17 protein-coding genes are annotated in these 19,011 nt (G+C 69.2%); 5 read left to right on the top strand and 12 right to left on the bottom strand.

Translation table 11 applies throughout. The features are described from left to right. Positions 1 to 94: 94 nt before the first annotated feature. From ACIQCJ_RS09220 to ACIQCJ_RS09175, 10 genes are all read right to left on the bottom strand, one after another. Entirely contained in the window at positions 95 to 1,084 is a 990-nt protein-coding gene (locus tag ACIQCJ_RS09220; protein ID WP_402711072.1) for a hypothetical protein, read from the bottom strand. Beyond that, positions 1,081 to 1,536, bottom strand: coding sequence for an NUDIX domain-containing protein (locus tag ACIQCJ_RS09215; RefSeq protein WP_402711071.1), 456 nt, complete (start codon positions 1,534 to 1,536; stop codon positions 1,081 to 1,083). The genes ACIQCJ_RS09220 and ACIQCJ_RS09215 overlap by 4 nt, the downstream gene beginning before the upstream one ends. Before the next feature lie 70 nt (positions 1,537 to 1,606). After that, positions 1,607 to 2,449 carry a helix-turn-helix domain-containing protein gene (locus ACIQCJ_RS09210; protein WP_402711070.1) on the bottom strand — a complete coding sequence of 281 codons (843 nt, stop codon included), beginning with the start codon at positions 2,447 to 2,449 and terminating at the stop codon, positions 1,607 to 1,609. After that, complete coding sequence (locus ACIQCJ_RS09205) at positions 2,433 to 2,957, bottom strand: DUF6879 family protein (RefSeq protein WP_401313045.1); 525 nt, start codon at positions 2,955 to 2,957, stop codon at positions 2,433 to 2,435. Before ACIQCJ_RS09205 ends, ACIQCJ_RS09210 begins: the two co-directional genes overlap by 17 nt. Next, entirely contained in the window at positions 2,941 to 3,147 is a 207-nt protein-coding gene (locus tag ACIQCJ_RS09200) for a hypothetical protein (protein ID WP_401313048.1), read from the bottom strand. The genes ACIQCJ_RS09205 and ACIQCJ_RS09200 overlap by 17 nt, the downstream gene beginning before the upstream one ends. A gap of 217 nt (positions 3,148 to 3,364) precedes the next feature. Continuing rightward, positions 3,365 to 4,498, bottom strand: a complete 1,134-nt coding sequence (locus tag ACIQCJ_RS09195; RefSeq protein WP_401313051.1) for an ABC transporter ATP-binding protein — start codon at positions 4,496 to 4,498, stop codon at positions 3,365 to 3,367. 27 nt (positions 4,499 to 4,525) lie between these two features. Continuing rightward, positions 4,526 to 5,587, bottom strand: a complete 1,062-nt coding sequence (locus ACIQCJ_RS09190; protein WP_391049281.1) for an oligopeptide/dipeptide ABC transporter ATP-binding protein — start codon at positions 5,585 to 5,587, stop codon at positions 4,526 to 4,528. 10 nt (positions 5,588 to 5,597) lie between these two features. Further along, on the bottom strand, positions 5,598 to 6,575 hold the full coding sequence (locus tag ACIQCJ_RS09185) for an ABC transporter permease (RefSeq protein WP_355348256.1): 978 nt from the start codon (positions 6,573 to 6,575) through the stop codon (positions 5,598 to 5,600). 99 nt (positions 6,576 to 6,674) lie between these two features. Next, positions 6,675 to 8,471, bottom strand: coding sequence for an ABC transporter substrate-binding protein (locus ACIQCJ_RS09180; protein ID WP_355348254.1), 1,797 nt, complete (start codon positions 8,469 to 8,471; stop codon positions 6,675 to 6,677). A gap of 104 nt (positions 8,472 to 8,575) precedes the next feature. Next, positions 8,576 to 9,610, bottom strand: a complete 1,035-nt coding sequence (locus ACIQCJ_RS09175; protein ID WP_355348251.1) for an ABC transporter permease — start codon at positions 9,608 to 9,610, stop codon at positions 8,576 to 8,578. A gap of 443 nt (positions 9,611 to 10,053) precedes the next feature. On the opposite strand from ACIQCJ_RS09175, the gene ACIQCJ_RS09170 reads away from it, so the two are divergent. After that, a complete protein-coding gene (locus tag ACIQCJ_RS09170; protein WP_402711069.1) occupies positions 10,054 to 11,400 on the top strand; it encodes a hypothetical protein in 1,347 nt (448 codons plus the stop codon). A gap of 19 nt (positions 11,401 to 11,419) precedes the next feature. Here the strand turns inward: ACIQCJ_RS09170 and ACIQCJ_RS09165 are convergent, their stop codons facing one another. Then, positions 11,420 to 13,570 carry a prolyl oligopeptidase family serine peptidase gene (locus ACIQCJ_RS09165; protein ID WP_402711068.1) on the bottom strand — a complete coding sequence of 717 codons (2,151 nt, stop codon included), beginning with the start codon at positions 13,568 to 13,570 and terminating at the stop codon, positions 11,420 to 11,422. 249 nt (positions 13,571 to 13,819) lie between these two features. Between ACIQCJ_RS09165 and ACIQCJ_RS09160 the strand changes: the two genes are divergently transcribed. From ACIQCJ_RS09160 to ACIQCJ_RS09145, 4 genes are all read left to right on the top strand, one after another. Beyond that, positions 13,820 to 14,014, top strand: coding sequence for a hypothetical protein (locus tag ACIQCJ_RS09160; RefSeq protein WP_355348242.1), 195 nt, complete (start codon positions 13,820 to 13,822; stop codon positions 14,012 to 14,014). 67 nt (positions 14,015 to 14,081) lie between these two features. Continuing rightward, entirely contained in the window at positions 14,082 to 14,969 is an 888-nt protein-coding gene (gene mshB, locus ACIQCJ_RS09155) for an N-acetyl-1-D-myo-inositol-2-amino-2-deoxy-alpha-D-glucopyranoside deacetylase (protein WP_391049289.1), read from the top strand. Next, positions 14,966 to 15,325 carry a DUF6113 family protein gene (locus ACIQCJ_RS09150; RefSeq protein ID WP_317453004.1) on the top strand — a complete coding sequence of 120 codons (360 nt, stop codon included), beginning with the start codon at positions 14,966 to 14,968 and terminating at the stop codon, positions 15,323 to 15,325. Before mshB ends, ACIQCJ_RS09150 begins: the two co-directional genes overlap by 4 nt. Before the next feature lie 153 nt (positions 15,326 to 15,478). After that, a complete protein-coding gene (locus tag ACIQCJ_RS09145; RefSeq protein WP_402711067.1) occupies positions 15,479 to 17,812 on the top strand; it encodes a hypothetical protein in 2,334 nt (777 codons plus the stop codon). Positions 17,813 to 17,829: 17 nt separating this feature from the next. On the opposite strand, the gene ACIQCJ_RS09140 is transcribed toward ACIQCJ_RS09145, so the two are convergent. Further along, on the bottom strand, positions 17,830 to 18,981 hold the full coding sequence (locus ACIQCJ_RS09140; protein WP_391161742.1) for a histidine kinase: 1,152 nt from the start codon (positions 18,979 to 18,981) through the stop codon (positions 17,830 to 17,832). Between the last annotated feature and the right edge of the window lie 30 nt (positions 18,982 to 19,011).

Here is a 19,011-nt window from a genome sequence, read left to right as displayed (position 1 = left end):
ATCTACCGCTGGAGTACTAGCCTGCGGACCCGGCGCCTCCTCGTCCTGGGAGGCGCCGAATACGGTGGCTCATGCACGACGGGATCGAGACCCCCTACGCCGACGGGTCGGGTTCGAAGTAGCCGGGAGCGCGGAACAGGCCCGTGAAGGTTCCGGGACCGTGGCGCTCGTCGAGCCACGTCATCAGCTCTGTCACATCGCCGGTGACGATGGCCGCAAGGAGACGAGCGTGAAGCTCGTCTCCTTCTCCGGGGCCGAACTCCGCGAGGAAGCGGACGTATCGGCGGGTGACAGTCCTGTCGTAATCGCTGAGGGCTGCCGCGTATCGAGTCTGTTCCTCACTCGCGTGCACCTCGACCGCACGCCCGGTGTCTTCCTCGGACAGCGTTCCCGTCACGTCGCGGAACACGAGTGCGTCGAGGATGTCGAAGGGCTCCGCCACACCGAACCGTTCTGCTGTCTGTCGGGTGATGGAACGCGCCTCCTTGTCGCAGGCGCCTTCCATGACGATTCCGAGGTTCCGTGTGTTGCGGCTTCCGTGCCGGTCGACCACCGAGTAGGGCTGTCCGGTCGCTCGGCGGTAGTTGATGCCGTACTGAGTCCGGACGGGCCTGCCCGCTACCTCCACGTACCGGCGACGAGATCCGTAGTGAAGGCAGTCATGCGTGTACGCGCGCAGTAGGTCGAGCAGAGCCAGCGGGGAGCGTTCGGTGTCCCGGCATTCCATGGGACCGTACATGGTGATGACGGCCATCATCTGAAGGTGCCGATACCCCTGGTCGGGGTGGTGAAATCCACCGAAAGCCCCGGCGCGCGACGATTCGGAGGCGACCAGCACACGGTCAAGCGGCAGCATCTTCGTCAGCCCGTACCCGGCGTACCGGTGGTTGGCGGACTCGACACCGCTGCGAAAGGGCGTGATATCGATGCCGGCATCCGCCAGGCGGTTGAGCGTGTCCGACAGCGTGCGGAACACGTGGGCGGGGTGCCCGCTCGTCAGCGGGGAAGCGTCGGCGCGCATGGCTACCAGAACGGCCATGGCCTCTTCGCCGGTGACGGACTCGTTCGGAGCGAGTTTCGTCAAGGCGCCGAGCCGGCCTTGACGAGGTGGACGTGGGACTCCTGCATCCCTTCCGGGAGTGCGTCCGGGCTGAACCATTTCGCCTCCAGAATCTCGAAGCTGTCGAGCTTGACAACTCCGCCCACGTGAAGTGCCTCGTAGGCGATTTCCACGCGGAGCTTGTAGCCGCTGGTTACCTGGACCAGTCGGCCTGGGGCGACCTCGAGACCGGTTTCTTCCCTGACCTCTCGGACGACGGTCTTCTGGAATTCTTCGCTCTTGATCGCGTAGCCGGTAGGCAGCCCCCACGGTCGATCAGCGGGCCACATGCGGTGCTTGAGGAGCAGGACTTCCCCCGCCTCATTGCGCACCACGCCTGTCACGCCGACCATGAATTTGGCGTGCGCGAACCACAGAACGCGCCATTGCAGAGGGCCGCGAATGAGCTTCCACATTCGAGCGATGATCTGCTTCATGTGCACCCTTCCTGGAGGACAGAGTATTCCGCAAGGACCGGCAGGACTGTCTCTTTATGCGCGTCAATGACTAAAGATCACTGCGGCAGGATTCAGCCCACTCCGCCAGCCGTCCGCGCGCGTCCCCGTCGAACAGGGCCTTCTCTTCATACCTTGTGAATCTGCTGATGAGATCTTGAACATCGCGTGCGTCTCGGAAAACTATCGCTCCGAGATCCAATTCGGCTGTAGCCACCGATTCATCGTAAACGGTAAAAGTGTTGAGCGCGCCGGGGCCCAGGTAGGTCCCCATAGGGATGACGCCGATTCGGATGTTCGGCTGTCTGCTGAGGGAAACAAGGTGGTCGATCTGCATGGCCAGCTCATCACGAGGAATCAGCGGATACAGCACGGCGGGCTCACACATGAGGAAAGTGAAATTCTTCGACTGGTCGAACAGTACGCGCTGCCGCTCCAGCTTGAGAGCCACAGCCTTTGACCGCTGTTCCGACGGCGCATCTCTGAGACTTGCTCGCACGTACGCGGGTGTTGCCAACAGGCCGGTAATCATGGACAGCAGGAAGTAGCGGAATGTAGCAGACGACGTTTCCAGTCCCGCTAGTTGCACCTGCTTCTTGTCCAAACCCTTGCGGCGCAGAGTCCTGCTGTCGTGCCACTCGGTCTGCGCGATCCGCGCGAGCGCCATCACTTCGGCCGCTACAGCAGCGCTGGCTCCCAGGGCACGGAGGATCTGTTCCACGTCCAGCAACGAGGGGCGAGACTTGTTTCCTTCAATCCTGCTGACCTTCGACTGAGACATGTTGCAGCGCGCGGCGAGCCGGACTCCTGAGAGTCCGGCTCGCACACGCAACTCTCTGAGCCTGGCCGCTAGTTCGCGGCCCGACCGGTCCAGCTGGTCAGGGTCGATGGCCACCGTCGACGTACTCCCTGAACGGCACCGACTCCGCGACCGCGACGCGCTGGTACTCGACGAACGAGGCCGGGTCGCCCTCGTACAGTTCGCGACTGATCTGCGTTCCGTCCTGTGCGTAGTTCATGAGCACGACGGTGGCCCCGTCCAGAATCCAGAAGTCGGACACCCCGTGCAGCGGGTTGGGGCGATCCGTCACATCGAGGATTCGGATGTCGTCCCCGGCCCGCGCATGCACGTCGTAGTACATGAACTCAAACCGGAGATAGTCGGTCAACGGCCGCGCGACGATATGCACACGCCCCTTGCGCTTGCCCTCCGCGACGAGTTCGCGCACCCCGTCCGTATAGGCGGAGGAGTACGTATCGGGGTCAATACGCTGTCCGGCGAGGAAGTCCCGAATATCTCCGTCCTCGCCGGGCGACCGGTAGACGGACAGCGTTTCCAGCCGCCAGGCCTCGCGTCGGATGCCCCGCATCAGGTCCTTCCAAGCGTCACCATCCAAGAGCACGTACGGCCTCCCTCAGAACGGTCTCAGGGATCTCGACCAGCCCCTCACCGGCAGCAGGCTGGAAGGCGTCGGACACGTCGCCCTGAACGACGATAGAACCGTCAGCGGTCCGGTACACGTTCGGACAGTCGTCGTTGTTGCAGTTGCCGTTCCCGTTGCCGGTGAGCCGCTGTAAGGCATCGCGCGCCATACTGATCCCCTTTGTCGATGGGCCTTGTCGGGGCCGACATCCCATGACGTTACGGGGACGGACGAGGAGGCGTCCACGCGCGAAGGCTGCTATGCGCGATGTTGCATAAACCGGGAGCGTGTGACGGGCGCCGGCAACGCGAGACGGTCCGTACCCGGGTGGTGCTGGGGTGTCCGGGTACGGACCGTTTCCGAGCGGAGGCTGAACTGAGCCCGGGTCAAAGGGTCTTGTCAGCCGCCTCCTCGATCGCGGCCAGCGCGGGGTCGAGGACGATGTCCTCGTCCCGCGCCGCGATCGTCGGCTCTTCGGGGAAGTGACAGGCCGTCAGGTGCCCGTCCGTGTTCCCGTCGATCTGGACCAGCGGCGGTTCGTCCGTCGCGCACTTGTCCTGCGCCTTCCAGCACCGGGTGCGGAAGCGGCAGCCGGACGGCGGGTTGATCGGCGACGGCACGTCACCGGCCAGCCGAATCCGCTCGCGGTCGTCCGCGTGGTCCACGTCCACCTCGGGCACCGCGGACAGCAGCGCGTGGGTGTACGGGTGGCGCGGGCGCAGGTAGATCGAGTCGCGGTCGCCGACCTCCACGACCTTGCCCAGGTACATCACCGCGACGCGCTGCGAGAAGTGCCGCACGATCGCCAGGTCGTGCGCGATGAACAGGAACGCGATGCCCATCTCCTCCTGCACCTTCTGCAGGAGGTTGACGACCTGGGCCTGGATCGACACGTCGAGCGCCGACACCGGCTCGTCCGCCACGATCAGCTTCGGCTTGAGGGCCAGCGCCCGTGCCACGCCGATGCGCTGCCGCTGACCGCCGGAGAACTCGTGCGGGAAGCGGTTGTAGTGCTCCGGGTTGAGACCGACGGTCTCCAGCAGCTCGCGCACGTGCTTCTCGCGCCCGCCGGGCGGGTTGATCCCGTTGATCTCCATCGGGCCGCCGATGATGGTGCCGACCGTCTGGCGCGGGTTCAGCGACGAGTAGGGGTCCTGGAAGATCATCTGGATCTCGGACCTGATCGGCGCCAGTTCCTTGCGCGAGGAGTGCGCGATCTCCTGGCCCCGGTACAGCACGCTGCCCGCGGTCGGCTCCAGCAGCCGGGTGATCAGCCGGCCGGTCGTCGACTTGCCGCAGCCCGACTCGCCCACCAGACCGAAGCTCTCGCCGGCGTGGACCTCCAGGTCCACCCCGTCCACGGCCCTGACGGCGCCCACTTGGCGCCTGAACGGAAAGCCGCCGTAGATCGGGAAGTGCTTGGTGAGGTCCTTGACCTCCAGCAGCTTCTCGCCGACGGGCCTTTTGTCGCGCTGTTCCGGGACCGTTTCGGTCACGGTAGCGCTGGTGTCGTTGCTCATGGTGGTATGCCTGCCCCTGGTGACCGGTCAGCCCAGCCGGGGCTGAATCTTCTCGATGAATACGGACTGCCGCTGTTCCGCGGTCAGATGGCACGCGGAACCGCGACCAGCCGGCAGGTCGGGCCGCGACGTGACGCAGGTGTCGCCGCCGACCAGCGCGGGGAACTCGCAGCGCGGGTGGAACGGGCAGCCGGTCGGCGGCCTGAGCAGGCTCGGCGGAGCGCCCGGAATCGGCGTCAGCGGGTCGTCGACATTGCCGCTGAGGCGCGGCATCGAGCTGAGCAGACCCCAGGTGTACGGGTGCTGCGGCTCCTTGACGATCTCCCGCACCGAACCGCGCTCCACGGCGCGCCCGGCGTACATCACGAGCAGGTCGTCGGCGACCTTGGAGACCACACCGAGGTCGTGGGTGATCAGGATGATCGCGGACCCGAACTCCTGCTGGAGGTCCTTGAGCAGGTCCAGGATCTGGGCCTGCACGGTCACGTCGAGCGCGGTGGTCGGCTCGTCGGCGATCAGCAGATCGGGGTTGCACACCAGCGACATCGCGATCATCGCGCGCTGCCGCATACCGCCGGAGAACTGGTGCGGGTAGTCGTCCACGCGCTGCTTGGGCTGCGGGATGCCGACCTTCTCCAGCATCTCGATCGCCCGGTCCCGGCCCTCGCGCTTGCTGGCGCCCAGGTGCTTCCGGTACGGCTCCGCGATCTGCCGGCCGACCGTGTAGTACGGCGACAGGGCGGTCAGCGGGTCCTGGAAGATCATCGCCATCTTGTTGCCGCGCAGCCGCTCCAGCGTGCGGTTGCTCGCACCGGTCAGCTCCTGGCCGTCCAGGATGATCTCCCCGGCGATCTCGGTGGTCGCCGGATTGTGCAGCCCGAGGATCGACAGGTTCGTCACCGACTTGCCGGAGCCGGACTCACCGACGATACCGAGCGTCTGGCCGCGCTCCAGGTCGAAGGAGAGACCGTCGACGGCCTTGACGGTGCCGTCCTCGGTGGAGAAGTGGACGTACAGGTCGCGTACGGACAAGAACGAGTCCGACCCGCCCTTGTGCGTGCCCTCCTCGGGCTTGGTCATGGTGGTCACTGACGTTCTCCTAGGACAGTCGCACGCGCGGGTCGATGAACGCGTAGGCGGCGTCCACGATGATGTTGAACAGGACGATCAAGGTGGCGCTGAAGAGCATCACGCCCATGAGCATGGGCAGGTCCGTCTTCATCACGGAGTCGATCGCCAGTCGGCCGAGCCCGGCGAGCTGGAAGGTGTACTCGGTGATCATCGCGCCGCCGAACAGCGAGCCGAGGTCGATACCGAGGATCGTGACGATGGGGATCAGCGAGCCACGCCAGGCGTACCGGAAGAAGACGTACGCCGACGACATGCCCTTGGCACGCGCGGTCCGTACATGTTCTTCCTGTAGCTGCTCGATCATCGTCGAGCGCGACATACGCGTGTAGTTGGCGGTGAAGATCACCGACAGCACACACCATGGGATGAGCAGTCCGTTGAACCAGGAGAGCGGATTCTGCGTGAACGGCACGTACTTGGGCTGATCCAGGATCTGGTTGTTGTAGACCAGCAGGGCCAGCACGATCGGGCCGAGGAAGTAGATCTGCATCGAGCTGAGAACCAGCGACGCGGAGCTGAAGATCTTGTCGATGAACGTGCCGCGCTTCCAGGCGGCCAGCATGCCGGAGCCGAGACCGACGAGCAGGAAGACCACGGTGCCGCCCGCGGCGAGCGAGATGGTCGTGGGCAGGCGGTTCATCAGGGTCGGCCAGACCGGCTCACTCGTGGCGAACGAGTAACCGAGGCAGGGCGCGGGGCAGTTGCCGGCACTGAACCTGTGGCCGGTGAATATCCGCACCATGTAGTTCCAGTACTGGACCGGCACCGGGTGGTCGAGACCCAGGTTGTGGTGGATCAGCGCGATGTTCTGCGGCGTGCAGTTCTTGCCGCAGGAAAGGAGCGCGGGGTCGTGCGGAATGGCGAAGAAGAGGAAGAACGTGAAGGCGCTGATGAACAAAAGAATGACCAGAGCGCCGAGCGTCCGGCGGACGAGGAATCGAAGCATGGCGGTCGCAGCTCTCAGAGGACGGCGGCGGTGGGCGGGTGATCGCACCCCAGGTGGGGCCGGGCGGCTGCCCGGCCCCACCGAAGGCCGCGAGGGTGCTTACTTCTTGACGTACAGCTTCGTCAGGTCGATGCCCGAGGTGACGTTGTTGTAGACAACGCCGCCCACCTTCGAACCGAAGATCTGGAGCTGCTTGTAGTACACAGTCGGAACACCGGGGATCACCTTGGTGGTGATGTAGGTGTTGAGCTGGAACCAGGCGTCAGCCGCTTCCTTCGGGTCCGTGATCTTCTTGATGCGGTCGATCTCGGAGTTGATGTGCGGGTCGTTCACGTGCGAGTAGTTCGGCGCCTGGTCGGCGATCGTCCGGCCGTCGAAGACCGGGGGGATCACCGTCAGGGTCGACGGCCAGTCGGCACCCCACGCGGAGGCGTAGATGTCGTACGGGTTGTCGACCTTGCCGATCAGGTCGTAGTACGTGTCCGACGGCAGTTCCTTGCGCTGGACGTTGAAGCCCGCCTGGGTCAGCGTGTTGGCGATCGCCAGGGAGTACTGCTGGCCGGCGGTGGTGTTGATGTACGCGTAGGTGATCTTCATGCCGACCTTGCCGGCGTCCGTGAGCAGCTTCTTGGCCGCCACCGGGTCACCGTCGGGCTTGGCGACCTTGCCCAGCGGGTCGGCCTTCTGGTAACCGGCGAGGGTCGGGCTGATGAAGCCGCCCGCGTACTCGGCGCCGTAGGAGGCACCGAGCGCCTGCCACACGGGCTTGGTCGGGATCGCGAGCGCCAACGCCTTGCGGATGTTGACGTCCTTGATCTTGTTCATGTTGAAGTTGATCTCACCCACGAACGGCTGGTAACCGGCCACCGTGCGCTTGTAGATCGACGGGGTGCCCACCACGGTCGGGGTGTCGTCCGGGTCGACCGCGTTCGCGAAGCTCAGCGAGGTCTGGTTGTCACCGGAGTCCGACATCAGGCGCTTGGTGGAGTCCTCGGCCTGGTGGTTGAACGTGATGTCGTACGTGTCGACGTACTGGTGACGCGCCGCGTCCGTCTTCGGGTCCCAGGCGGGGTTCTTCACCAGGGTCATGGACTTGCCGGTGTCGAAGGTCTTGATCATGTACGGACCGGACGCGACGGGCGCCTTGTCGTACTTCTCCTTGGTGTCCTTCGCGTGGTCCACCACCGAGTAGCCCGGCATCGCGAACAGGTACGGAGCGTCGGGCTCCGGGTTCGGGAAGTGGAAGACGATGGTCTTGTCGTCCGGCGTCGACAGCAGGCTGTCCGGCAGGTGCTTGCCCTTGTACGGGCCCTCCGGGAGCAGCTTGCGGAAGTCCGAGCCGCTGGTGTTGGCCAGCCACTGCTGCAGGTACTGCGGGCCGTTGGTGACGAACGGGGCGAACAGCCGCTCAACGGTCCAGCGGATGTCCGTGGCCGTGATCGGCGTGCCGTCCTGGAACTTGATCCCGTCCTTCAGCTTGAAGGTCCAGGTCTTGCCGCCGTCGGACTCCACACCGCTGTCCGTGGCGAGGTCGCCGACGACGGTGTAGTTGCCCTTGCTGTCCAGCTTGTACGTGGTCAGACCACGGTGGATCAGGGTGGCGAGCTGGCCCTCGTTGCTGACGTAGATCTGGCCCGGGTCGAGGTGCGTGTAGCTGTCGCGCTCCAGGGCGTGCAGTGTGCCGCCCTGCTCGGCGCCCGCGATGGGCTCCGCCGGTCCGGTGGAGGCCGCGGCGTCACCGAAGGTGATCTGCGACTGAAGCTGGGTCTTGCTCTTGTCCTGCTTCTGCTTGGCGTCGTTGTTCTCGCCCTTGCCGCCCCCGCCGCCGCTGCTGCAAGCGGTGAGAACCAGCGCACCGGCGGCGACCGCCACCAACGCAGCCCGGGTTCTACGCATGGAAAGGTTCATAGCGGTGAATGCACCCCTGTTCGTTGTTACCTGTTAGCTGCCTGGCTCTCCTGGTGAGAGGGGCGGCAGCCACCCCCTGTTGCTGTGCTTCCTCAGCGTGCGGTCTTCGGATCGAACGCGTCCCGGACCGAGTCCCCGAGCAGGTTGAACGCGACGATGAAGATCACCATGGCGATACCCGGGAAGAACATGTAGGTGAGGTCGTTCTGGTAGATCTCACCGGCTCTGGCGAACATCCGTCCCCAGTCGGGGGTCGGCTCCACGAGGCCGACACCGAGGAAGGACAGGCCCGCCTCGGCGGTCACGAACCCGGGCAGCATGAGCGTGCTCTGCACCAGGATCGGGGTGACCAGGTTGGGCAGCAGTTCCCGGCGGACGATGCGCCAGGGCGAGGCGCCGGTGACCCGGGCGGCCTCGATGAACTCACGCTCCCGAAGCGTGAGCACCTGGCCGCGCAGCAAGCGGGCCAGACCCATCCAGCCGAGGAACCACTGCACCACGATCAGCGCGATCACGCGGATGTAGGTGGGGGTCGCGTCGGACGGCGACACCAGAAGCGCGGTGACCACGGGCATGAAAGCGACGAAGAAGAGCTGGGCGGGGAACGCCATCAGCAGGTCGCTGATCCGGCCGATGAAGTAGTCCGTCTTGCCGCCCATGTATCCGGCGACCACACCGAGGATGATCGCGGTGATGGTGACGATGATCGTCACCGCGATGCTGATCGCCAGCGAGGTGCGGATGCCGTAGAGGAGCTGGGTGAAGACGTCGCGGCCCAGCGTGGGTTCGATGCCGAACCAGAAGTGGCTGCTGATACCGCCGTTGGGCGCGACCGGGTAGCCGAACTCGTTGAGCAGGTCCGGACTGTTCTGCCCGTAGAGAGTGTACGGGTTCTTGCCGTACAGCTTGGCGATCAAGGGAGCGAAGATCGCTATCGCGAAGAAGAACAGGACCACATAGGCCGATATGACACCGGTTCGGTCGCGCCTGAACCGCCGCCACATGAGCTGGCCCGGTGACCGCCCGACCAACTCGGGGTCCACCTTCGTGGCCGCTGCCCCCTCCTTCCCGGGGTCGCCGGGGTCACCGATCGGCTCGGTGACCGTGGTCGATGTGGAACTCGTCATCGCGATTGCCCCCGCAGCAGGAGTCTGGTCGACGCGACGGGGTTGTGCGTCGCGGGTTGAGCGGACTTTCGCAATGGAATCAACCTTCAGTCAAGGGGGGAAGGAGGGAAGAAAGCTTGTTGTTTGGCATCTTGAGCGAAGATTTTGCAGATCGTCCTCCGTACGTGCTTGACAGTGATCCAAAACATCGGGCATTTCGGATATATCCAGGCGAAGCGCGTTAACATGCGTGCAACTTAGCCGTCGCAACTCCGATATACGGACGTAGCAGTCTGAACAACGTACGGCCGTGCGGGTGCCGTAGGCCGGCCGGGCGTCGCGAGCGACCCCGGCCGGCCGCTCGTCAACTCCCCGCAGTCTCCTCCTGGTTCGCGAACCGACTGTTCCTACCCCAAGTGGCACGGGTATATCTGAGGGAACACTGGGCCATGGGGGAGAAGGCCATGCAGCAGGGTATGCAGCAGCAGTCGCCGTACGGGCAGGGGTCCGGCTTCACGCCGCCAGGTCCGGTCGGACCGCGGACACTCGCGCCGGGAGCGCGGATCGCGGGGGCGCTGATCTGCGCGGTTCTCGTCGCGGTGGAGATCGCCTGGACGGTCCGCGACATCAAGCACGTCGGATTCCACGACACGCTCTGGGCCTGGCTCGGCCTCGACCACGCCGTCTACCAGCACGCTTTGCTGGCCACCGCGGCGCTGGACGGCGTACTGCTCGTGGTCCTGCTCGGCGCCCTGGTGCGGTCCGCGCGGCCCGCCGCCGGGTGGGCCTTCGTGACCGCCGGGGTCTTCGCGTTCGGATATCGGTTGCCCGGTCTGTGGATCTTCCAGTCGGACTGGACCGCCGGGGCGCAGATGCACACCCGGGCGCTGGCCACCGCGGTCGCCTTCACGCTCGGCGGGATCGCGCTCGTGGTCATCGGCCTCGCGGGAAGGCGCCCGGTGCGGGGCGGCGCGCCGGTCGGGGATGTGCCGCTGAGCGGTGCGCCGTCGGACACCGCGCCGTCGAGCGGGCCCGGCGCCGCGCCGGTGGGGCCGCGGCGCGGAGCGGCGGTGGCCGCGGGGGTGCTGCTGGTGCTGCTCGCGATCGAGGGGGCCGGCTGGCAGATCTTCGAGACGCACAAGTACACGACGGCCAACGACTTTCCGCCGCACTTCTACCGGCACCTGCTGACCGGCGAGGGCACGCTGACCACGCTGCTCGGCATGCCGGTCGCCTACGCGGGCTGGCTGCGGGTCGTGTTCGCGCTGCTCGTCGCCTGGGTCGCCTTCGCGAAGTCGGCGGCTTCCAGGGCGCTCGGCGTCGCCTTCGGCTTCGCGGCGGTCGTCTTCTGCGTCGTCGCGCTGGACAACTGGCACAGCTACCACCAGCTGTTCGAGTTCGACCACCTGCCGCTGTATCAGAAGAGTCAGCAGGTCTTCCTGGTGGTCGAGTTGGCGGTGGGGCTTGTGGTGCTCCTGCTGCTGGCGGTGCCCGGCAGGAGTACGGACGGCCCGCGGCCGGTGCCCGCTTGGGGTCCGCCGCCGCAGGGGTACGGCGCGGCGCCGGGGTCCGTGCCCGCATCCGCGCCGGGGTCAACGCCGCGCTCGGCACCGGGTTCGGCACCGGGCTCGGCGCCCGCTCCCGGCGGCTGGGGTCAGCCGCCCCACGCGTCCCCTTATTCCCAGCCGCCTCAACAGCCGCCCGCAGGCGGGGGGTTCGGGCCGCCGCCGCAGTTTCCGCCGCAGTCCCCGCCGGGTTATCCGCCGCCCCCGCCCGGCTTCCCGCGGGAGCCGGGCGGCGACGGACGCTGATCATCCGCGCGGCTGGACCTCAGCTCCTGTCCGGGCCCAGGGACCGCTTCAGGAAGTCCACTTGGAGCAGCAGCAGATTCTCCGCGACCTGCTCCTGCGGCGTCATGTGCGTGATGCCGGACAGCGGCAGCACCTCGTGCGGGCGGCCCGCGGCGAGCAGGGCGGTGGACAGCCGCAGGCTGTTGGCCACCATCACGTTGTCGTCGGCCAGGCCGTGGATGATCATCAACGGCCTGGCGGGCTCGGCGAGTTCGGTGATGCCGTCCCGCGTGACCACCGAATTCGCCTCGTACACGCCCGGCCGCTCGCCGGGCTGCCCCAGGTAACGCTCGGTGTAGTGCGTGTCGTAGAGCCACTGGTCGGTCAACGGCGCGCCCGAGACACCCGCGTGGAAGACGTCCGGACGGCGCAGCACCGCCGCGGCGGCCAGCGTGCCGCCGAACGACCAGCCGCGAATGGCCACCCGGCCCAGATCCAGCGGATACGTCCCCGCCAGCGCGTGCAGCGCGGCGATCTGGTCGGTCAGCGACACCTCGATCAGCTTGTCCGCCATGGCCTTCTCCCAGCCGGGGGAGCGCCCCGGGGTGCCGCGGCCGTCCGCGACGATCACCGCGAAGCCCTGGTCGGCGAACCACTGCGAGACCACATGCGCGTTGTGCGCCGCCTGCACCCGCTGGCCGTGCGGGCCGCCGTACGGGTCGAGCAGCACCGGCAACGGCCCGTCGCCCTCGGCGTATCCGCTCGGCAGCAGGACGGCGGCCGGGATGCGGTCCTCGCCCGCCTCGGTCAGCCGCGCCCTGGCGGTCAGCGACGGCGTCTGCGCGTACGAGGCGATCTCCGCGATCTGCTCGCCGTCGCGCAGCACCCGCGCCGTGCGCCCCGGACGGTCCGGCGTCGCCGAGTGCAGCACCGTCACCCGCCCCGAGCGCGTCGCGGTGTGCACGCCGGGCTCGGTCGAGACGCGCTCCACGCCCCGCTCGCTCACCCGCAGCACATGCAGCTCGCCGATCTCCGGCTCGGCGGCGGCGGCGCCCGCCGACGCGGCGATCAGCACGTCCTCGTCGCCGACGTCCAGCACCGCCCGCACATGCGACTCGGGACCGGTCAGCGCCCGGTCGCCGACCATCAGCGCGCGTACGTCGCCCTCGTCGGCGATCCGCACCAAGGTGCCGTCGGACGTGGTGGCGGGGACGCCGGGGAAGAGATCCAGCCAAATTCGATCTTCCTCCGTGCGCAGCGTCCGCGTCGTACCGGTCGCGATGTCCACGCTCAGGTAGAGCTGTTCGCGCTGGTCGCGGGCCTGCACCAGCAGGACCGGCGGACCGGCCGCCGACCAGTGGACGGCCGCCAGGTACGGGTAGCGCTCCCGGTCCCACTCCACGTCCACCCGGGAGCCGTCCAGGCCGAGCAGCGCGAGCGTCACCACCGCGTTGTCCGTACCGGCGGCCGGGTAGGCCACCTCGGCCGGCGGGCGCTCGGGGTGCGCCGGGTCGGAGATCCACCAGCGGCCGACCGGTGACTCGTCCACCCGCGCGGCGAGCACCGCGGAGCTGTCCGGCGCCCACCAGAAGCCGCGGCTGCGCGACATCTCCTCGGCGGCGATGAACTCCGCCAGCCCCCAGAACACCGACTCGCCGTCCGGCTCCGCCAGCGCCCTGTCGTCCGCGCCCGAGGCCGCCACGACCCGCAGCGCGCCGCCCGAGGCGTACGCCACCCACCGGCCGTCCGGCGAGGGCCGCGGATCGACCACGGGACCCGGCACCGTCAACTCCCGTGCCCCCGCGGCCCCCGGCAGCAGCCCGGCGGTGAACAGCCGCCCGGAGAGCGCGAAGGCGGCCAGCGACACCGTGTCGTCCACCGCGTAGCCCACGACGCCCGCGGAGCCCTCCCGGCTGCGCTCCCTGCGCGCCCGCTCGGCCGCCGACAGCTCCTCCTGGCCGCCGCCGAGCAGCGCCGCGGGGTCGGCCGCCGCGTACTCCGTGCCCGCGCCCTCGCCCGCCCCTTCTTCCCGCAGGTCACGGACCCACAGCAGATGTGACGGGTCGTCCCCGGCGCGGGATCTGAGGAACACCACCCGGCCGCCGTCGGGCGACACGGTGAAGGAGCGCGGGGCGCCGAGGGTGAACCGCTGCGTACGGGCGTGCTGTCGGGGGAATGAGAGCTGCGTCATATCCGTGACACTAGGCCGTACGTCCGACACTCGCCGTTCTTCCCGGGGACCGGCCGCCGCCGTACCTCCCCACCTGCGCCGGAGCGCCACCGCGAGGACCGCGCCCGGTGGCTGGATCTGGTCATGCGCCCCCATGTGCTTCCGTGCCCCGACATATGCGGTGGCACGGAAAGTTATGATCAGTAGCCGTGGGTGGGTAATAAGCATGTGGCAACTGACATGACCCTGCGTACTGGGAGGTGAGCCGCTGTGGCACTCTCGATTTCGGCGGTGCTGCTGCTGCTGATCGTCGTCGTCCTGTTGATCCGCCGTTCCGGGCTCAAAGCCGGGCACGCGATCGCCTGTACGTTGCTCGGTTTCTACCTGGCGAGTTCAACCTGGGCGCCACAGATCACAGACCTCACCAACAACGTTGCGGGGATGATCTCGGACATCAAGTTCTGAGCGGCCCGTGCCGGGCTCGGTGAGCTGCGGGGAAGAGCGGTACGCCGGGGAGCCGTAGGCTTCCCTCATGACCGATCTTCCCGCGCGGCGTCTGCTGCTCGTCCACGCCCACCCGGACGACGAGACGATCAACAACGGCGCGACCATGGCCAAGTACGCGGCAGAGGGCGCCCTTGTCACCCTGGTCACCTGCACCCTCGGTGAAGAGGGCGAGGTGATCCCGCCCGAGCTGGCGCACCTGGCCGCCGACCGCGACGACACCCTCGGCGAGTACCGCATCGGTGAACTCGCGGCCGCGATGGCCGAGCTGGGCGTCACCGACCACCGCTTCCTCGGCGGCGCGGGCCGCTACCGCGACTCCGGGATGATGGGCGTCTCCCAGAACGACCGCGAGGACTGCTTCTGGCAGGCCGACCTGGACGAGGCGGCGGGACACCTGGCCGAGGTGATCCTCGACACCCGCCCGCAGGTGCTGGTCACGTACGACAGCAACGGCGGCTACGGCCACCCCGACCACATCCAGGCGCACCGGGTCGCGCTGCGCGGCTACGAACTGGCCGCCGAGCGGGGCCACCGGATCGCGCGGGTCTACGAGATCTGCACCCCGCGCTCGATCGTCGAGGCGGGCTTCGCGCGGCTGGCGGCGGCGGGCAAGGACTTCCCCTTCGGCGGGATCGCCTCCGTGGACGACGTGCCGGGTGTCGTCGACGACGACCTCGTCACCGTCACCGTCGACGGCGCCGACTACACCGGGCAGAAGACGGCCGCGATGCGCGCGCACGCCAGCCAGATCGCCGTGGACGGCCCCTTCTTCGCGCTCTCCAACGACCTCGGCCAGCCGTTCTTCGCCACCGAGCACTACCGGCAGGTGCGCGGCGAGGCCCTGACCGAGGGCCGCGGCGACGACCTCTTCCCCGCCGAGGGCGGTCCCGACTCCGACGGCGGTGCGCGGTGAGCCAGCCGCTGCGCGTGGTCGCGTACGTCGTCCTCGGTGTGCTCGGAGCGCTGGTCGCGGCGGCCGGGGCGCTCGTCCAGGCGGGCTGGTTCCCCGGCGGGCTGCTGCTGGGCCTCGCGGGCTGCGTGGCGGTCTTCTACGGCGGCGTGACGCTCACCCGCACCCGGCTCGGCGCGGTCGTGCCCGCCGGGGTCTGGCTGGTGTGCGTGATGCTGCTGAGCACCACCCGCCCCGAAGGTGACTTCCTGTTCGCGGCCGGACTCGGACCGTATGTGTACCTGCTCGGCGGGGCCATGGCGGGCGTGATCTGCGCCACCCTGCCCCAACTGCCCCCATCCGGGCCGAATACCGCCTGACTTGGCGGGCGGGGGCGGGCTCGTGGTTGGCTGAGACCGAGCGTTCCGCCGGACCAGAGTCGTCGTTACACGCCGGTCGGTATGGTGGTGCGCGCCGGCGAGCCGCCCGCGGAGAACCGTGACGGGTGGCGAAGCTAACCGGGAGAGCCTGCTTTGAGTCGTGAAACTGACAGTTCGTCGTCCGGGCCGCAGGGCCGCGGCGGTGCCGCGTACCCCTCGGGCACTCCGCCGTACGGCTCGCGCCCGTTTCCTTCGCTGCACCCGCAGGAGCGTCCGCGACCGGGCGGTACGCCCGAGCCGGCCGCCGCGCCCGAACCGCCGCCGGCCGACGAGCCGAAGACCGAGACGACGCTGACGACGCGCATCCGGATCAACATCCCCGGTTCGCGCCCGATCCCGCCGGTCGTGGTCCGCAAGCCGGTCGACGAGAACAACCCGGCGCCCGAGCCGCCCGCGCCCGAGCCCGCGTCCGCCGCGGAACCGGCCGCCGCCGAGGCGTCGGGCGAGCCGGAGCCGCAGCCGGAGAAGACCAGCGACTGGTTCGCGCCGCGCAAGTCCCAGGCCGGGCAGCCGGGTCCTGGCTCCGCTCCCGCCCCCGGCGCGGGTTCCGGTACGGGCGCCGGTCCTGCTGCCGGTGCCGGTGCGGGCTCCGGTGCGGGCTCCGACTCCCGTACCGGTTCGAGCCCGTACCCGTCGTCGGCCGCCGCGCCCGGTACGGCGTCCACGCCGTACCTCCCGCCGCCGGTCGGCACCCCGCAGGGCGGCGACCCTTCCGCGCGCGGCCCGCACGACACCCCGGCCGCCGGTGTCCCGTCGCTCTTCGCCGGGGAGTTCGGCCCGGAATTCGGTACGGAGCCGCAGCCGGAGCCGCCGTACGGCATCGACGCGTTCCCGCCCGGAGTGCCGCGGCCCGCGGGCACCTTCCCCGGACCCGACCCGTACGGCCGTCCCGAGGACCAGGGCCAGGGTCAGGGACAGAGCCAGGGCCAAGGGCAGGGCCAGGGGCAGGGTCCCGATCCGCTGAGCACCCCGTACGGCGCCCAGGCCGCCGCGGCCCCCTACGCGCCGCCCGCCGACGGGCCCAACAGCCCCTTCCCTGAGTACCAGCCGCCCGCGGGGCCGACCACCGGCCCGGTCACCGGCCACATGCAGGTGCCGCCCGCCGCCGACCAGCGCGGCCGGTCCGCCCCCTCCGCCTTCCGCCCGCCGACGCCCGGCGACGGACCCGGCCCCGAGGACACCAGTGGCGGCTTCCGCGCCCCGACGCCTCCCGGCGACGGGCTCGGTCCCGAGGACACCAGCGGCGGCTTCCGGCCGCCCGTCGTGCCGGACGCCCCGGGCGGACGGCTGTCGGACGACACGTTGGTCAGCGGTATTCCGGCCGTGCAGCCCGGAGGTCCGGGAGCGCGCACGCCGCGTGCGCCGGGTCCCGCCGCGCCCGTGCCGGGCGGCCCCGGCGCCGGTCCCGTGCCCGCCCCCGTCGTCGCCGAGCCGCGCGCGGCGCAGCCCGCGCCCGCCGCGCCGCGTCCGCCCGCGAAGAAGAAGGGCCGCTCCAAGGTGGCCCTGCTGGGCGTCGGGGTGTGCACCATCGCGGTGCTCGCGTACGGCGCCGGACTGCTGATGACCCACGGCGACGTGCCGAAGGGCACCACCGTGGTGGGCGTCGACATCGGCAACCAGAACAAGGGCGACGCGGTCAAGATGCTGGACACCGCGCTCGGTGACCGCAAGACCGCACCGCTCGAACTGACCATCGGCGACCGCAAGTTGAGCCTCAAGCCGTCGGTGGCGGGCCTGTCGGTCGACACCGACGCGACGGTCCGGGGGGTCGCGCACTCCGACTACAACCCGGTCTCCGTCGTCGGCTCGCTCTTCGGCGGCAGCCGCGTCGCCGACCCGGTCATAGTCGTCGACGAGGACAAACTGCGGGTCGCGCTCAAGTCACTGGCGGGCCAGAGCGGTTCGGGCTCCGACGGCATGGTCCGCTTCGCCGACGGCAAGGCCGTCCCGGTGGCGGGCACGTCCGGCCAGTCCTTCGACGTGAACGCCGCCGCGGCCAAGGTCGCCGCCGCGTACCGTACGCGCGCCGAGACCGGCTCCAACCCGGCCGTCGCGCTGCCGGTCACGACCACCCCGCCGAAGGTCACCCAGGCCGAACTGGACGCCGCCGTCAACGGGTTCGGCAAGCGGGCCATGTCCGACTTCGTCGTCGTCCGGGCGGGCCTGAAGTCCATCAAGTTCGGACCGATGAAGTCGATCCCGAAGTTCCTGACGATGGTGCCGAACGCGGACGGCAAGCTTCAGCCGCACATCGACCTCGCGGTCCTCAAGGGGCTGTACGGCGGCACGTTCGACACCGTCAAGCTCAAGGCGAAGGACGGCTCCACCAGGGCCGTCACCCCGCAGGACGTCGCGGACGCCCTGCTGCCCGCGCTGGACGCGACGGGCGCCAAGCGCGATGTGACCCTGCCGAACGTGGCGGGCTGAGACGGCCCCAGGGGTTCTCAGACGCCGGTCGGACTCGTCTCGTCGGCGCCGACCGGCACCGTCGCCGTCAGGCGGAAGCCGCCGTCGCCCGAGGGCGCGGTGCGCAGGGTGCCGCCGGCCAGGATGAGGCGCTCGGTCAGGCCGTTGAGGCCGTTGCCGGGGGTGTGGTGGGGAGCGGGGCCGCGGCCGTCGTCGGAGACGGTGAGGGTGGCGGCGGCGCCGTCCGCGCTGGTGCTCACGGCGATCACGCAGGTGAGGGCGCCGCTGTGGCGGACGACATTGGTCACCGCCTCGCGCAGCGCCCAGGCCAGGGCGCCCTCGCCGTCCGGGGCGAGACCGGGCAGCCGGTCCGGCTGGTGGACGCGCGCGGCGATTCCGGCGGAGGCCAACGCGGAGCGCGCGGAGGCCAGTTCGGTGGCCAGCGTCGGGCGGCGGTAGCCGCTGACCGCCTCCCGTACGTCGACCAGCGCCTGCCTGCTGACCTTCTCGATGTCGGCGACCTGCCGCGCCGCGTCCTGCGGCCGGTCCGGCAGCATCCGCCCGGCCAGTTCGCTCTTGAGCGTGATCAGGGACAGCGAGTGCCCGAGCAGGTCGTGCAGGTCACGGGCGAGCCGCAACCGCTCCTCGGTGGCGGCCAGATGCGCCACCGTCTCCCGCGCCTCGCGCAACTCCCGCATGGTCCGGACGAGTTGCCGCACGCCCACCATCGCGAAGCCGCCGAGCAGGGCCGGGATGACCAGCGCGGGGTAGAGGTCGCCGCTGCTGTCGACCCAGGCGCCGACCCCGGCGAGTGCCGCCGTGACCGCGGGAATCGCCCACCGGGACTGCGTGCCCGGCAGCGACGCCCCGCAGGCGACGGCCACGTAGACGAACATCACCAGCCAGTCCTTGCCGAGCGTCGCGGACAGCGTGAAAGCGAGCGCGAGCTGGGCGGCGAGCACCCCGTACACCCAACGCTCCTGCATGTACGCGGTGTTGGTGCGCAGGAAGACGACGGCGAGGTAGGAGACGACGAAGACGAGCAGGCCGCAGCCGGCGACGACGGTGACCAGGGCGCCGTGGTGGCCGTCGGCCAGGTCGCTGACGGGGGAGCCGAGGTAGAGCAGCCAGATGCCGATCCACATCAGCTTGACCAACGCCTGGCCGCGGGTCTCGGGGGCGCGGCCCATGGCGGTGGTGTCCGCGTCCTCCACCGCCTG

The sequence above is a fragment of the Streptomyces sp. NPDC093221 genome (genome assembly GCF_044753885.1).
Classification (GTDB): domain Bacteria; phylum Actinomycetota; class Actinomycetes; order Streptomycetales; family Streptomycetaceae; genus Actinacidiphila.
The sequence above is the reverse complement of the archived record's forward strand: the minus strand, read 5'-3'. Positions and strand labels throughout refer to the sequence as shown.

What these genes read in the sequence shown, in the direction of transcription:
- ACIQCJ_RS09215 (WP_402711071.1), bottom strand. Translation starts at nt 1,536, where the DNA reads ATGAAGCAGATCATCGCTCGAATGTGGAAGCTCATTCGCGGCCCTCTG.
- ACIQCJ_RS09200 (WP_401313048.1), bottom strand. Translation starts at nt 3,147, where the DNA reads ATGGCGCGCGATGCCTTACAGCGGCTCACCGGCAACGGGAACGGCAAC.
- ACIQCJ_RS09195 (WP_401313051.1), bottom strand. Translation starts at nt 4,498, where the DNA reads ATGAGCAACGACACCAGCGCTACCGTGACCGAAACGGTCCCGGAACAG.
- ACIQCJ_RS09185 (WP_355348256.1), bottom strand. Translation starts at nt 6,575, where the DNA reads ATGCTTCGATTCCTCGTCCGCCGGACGCTCGGCGCTCTGGTCATTCTT.
- ACIQCJ_RS09180 (WP_355348254.1), bottom strand. Translation starts at nt 8,471, where the DNA reads ATGCGTAGAACCCGGGCTGCGTTGGTGGCGGTCGCCGCCGGTGCGCTG.
- ACIQCJ_RS09175 (WP_355348251.1), bottom strand. Translation starts at nt 9,610, where the DNA reads ATGACGAGTTCCACATCGACCACGGTCACCGAGCCGATCGGTGACCCC.
- ACIQCJ_RS09170 (WP_402711069.1), top strand. Translation starts at nt 10,054, where the DNA reads ATGCAGCAGGGTATGCAGCAGCAGTCGCCGTACGGGCAGGGGTCCGGC.
- ACIQCJ_RS09165 (WP_402711068.1), bottom strand. Translation starts at nt 13,570, where the DNA reads ATGACGCAGCTCTCATTCCCCCGACAGCACGCCCGTACGCAGCGGTTC.
- mshB (WP_391049289.1), top strand. Translation starts at nt 14,082, where the DNA reads ATGACCGATCTTCCCGCGCGGCGTCTGCTGCTCGTCCACGCCCACCCG.
- ACIQCJ_RS09140 (WP_391161742.1), bottom strand. Translation starts at nt 18,981, where the DNA reads ATGGGCCGCGCCCCCGAGACCCGCGGCCAGGCGTTGGTCAAGCTGATG.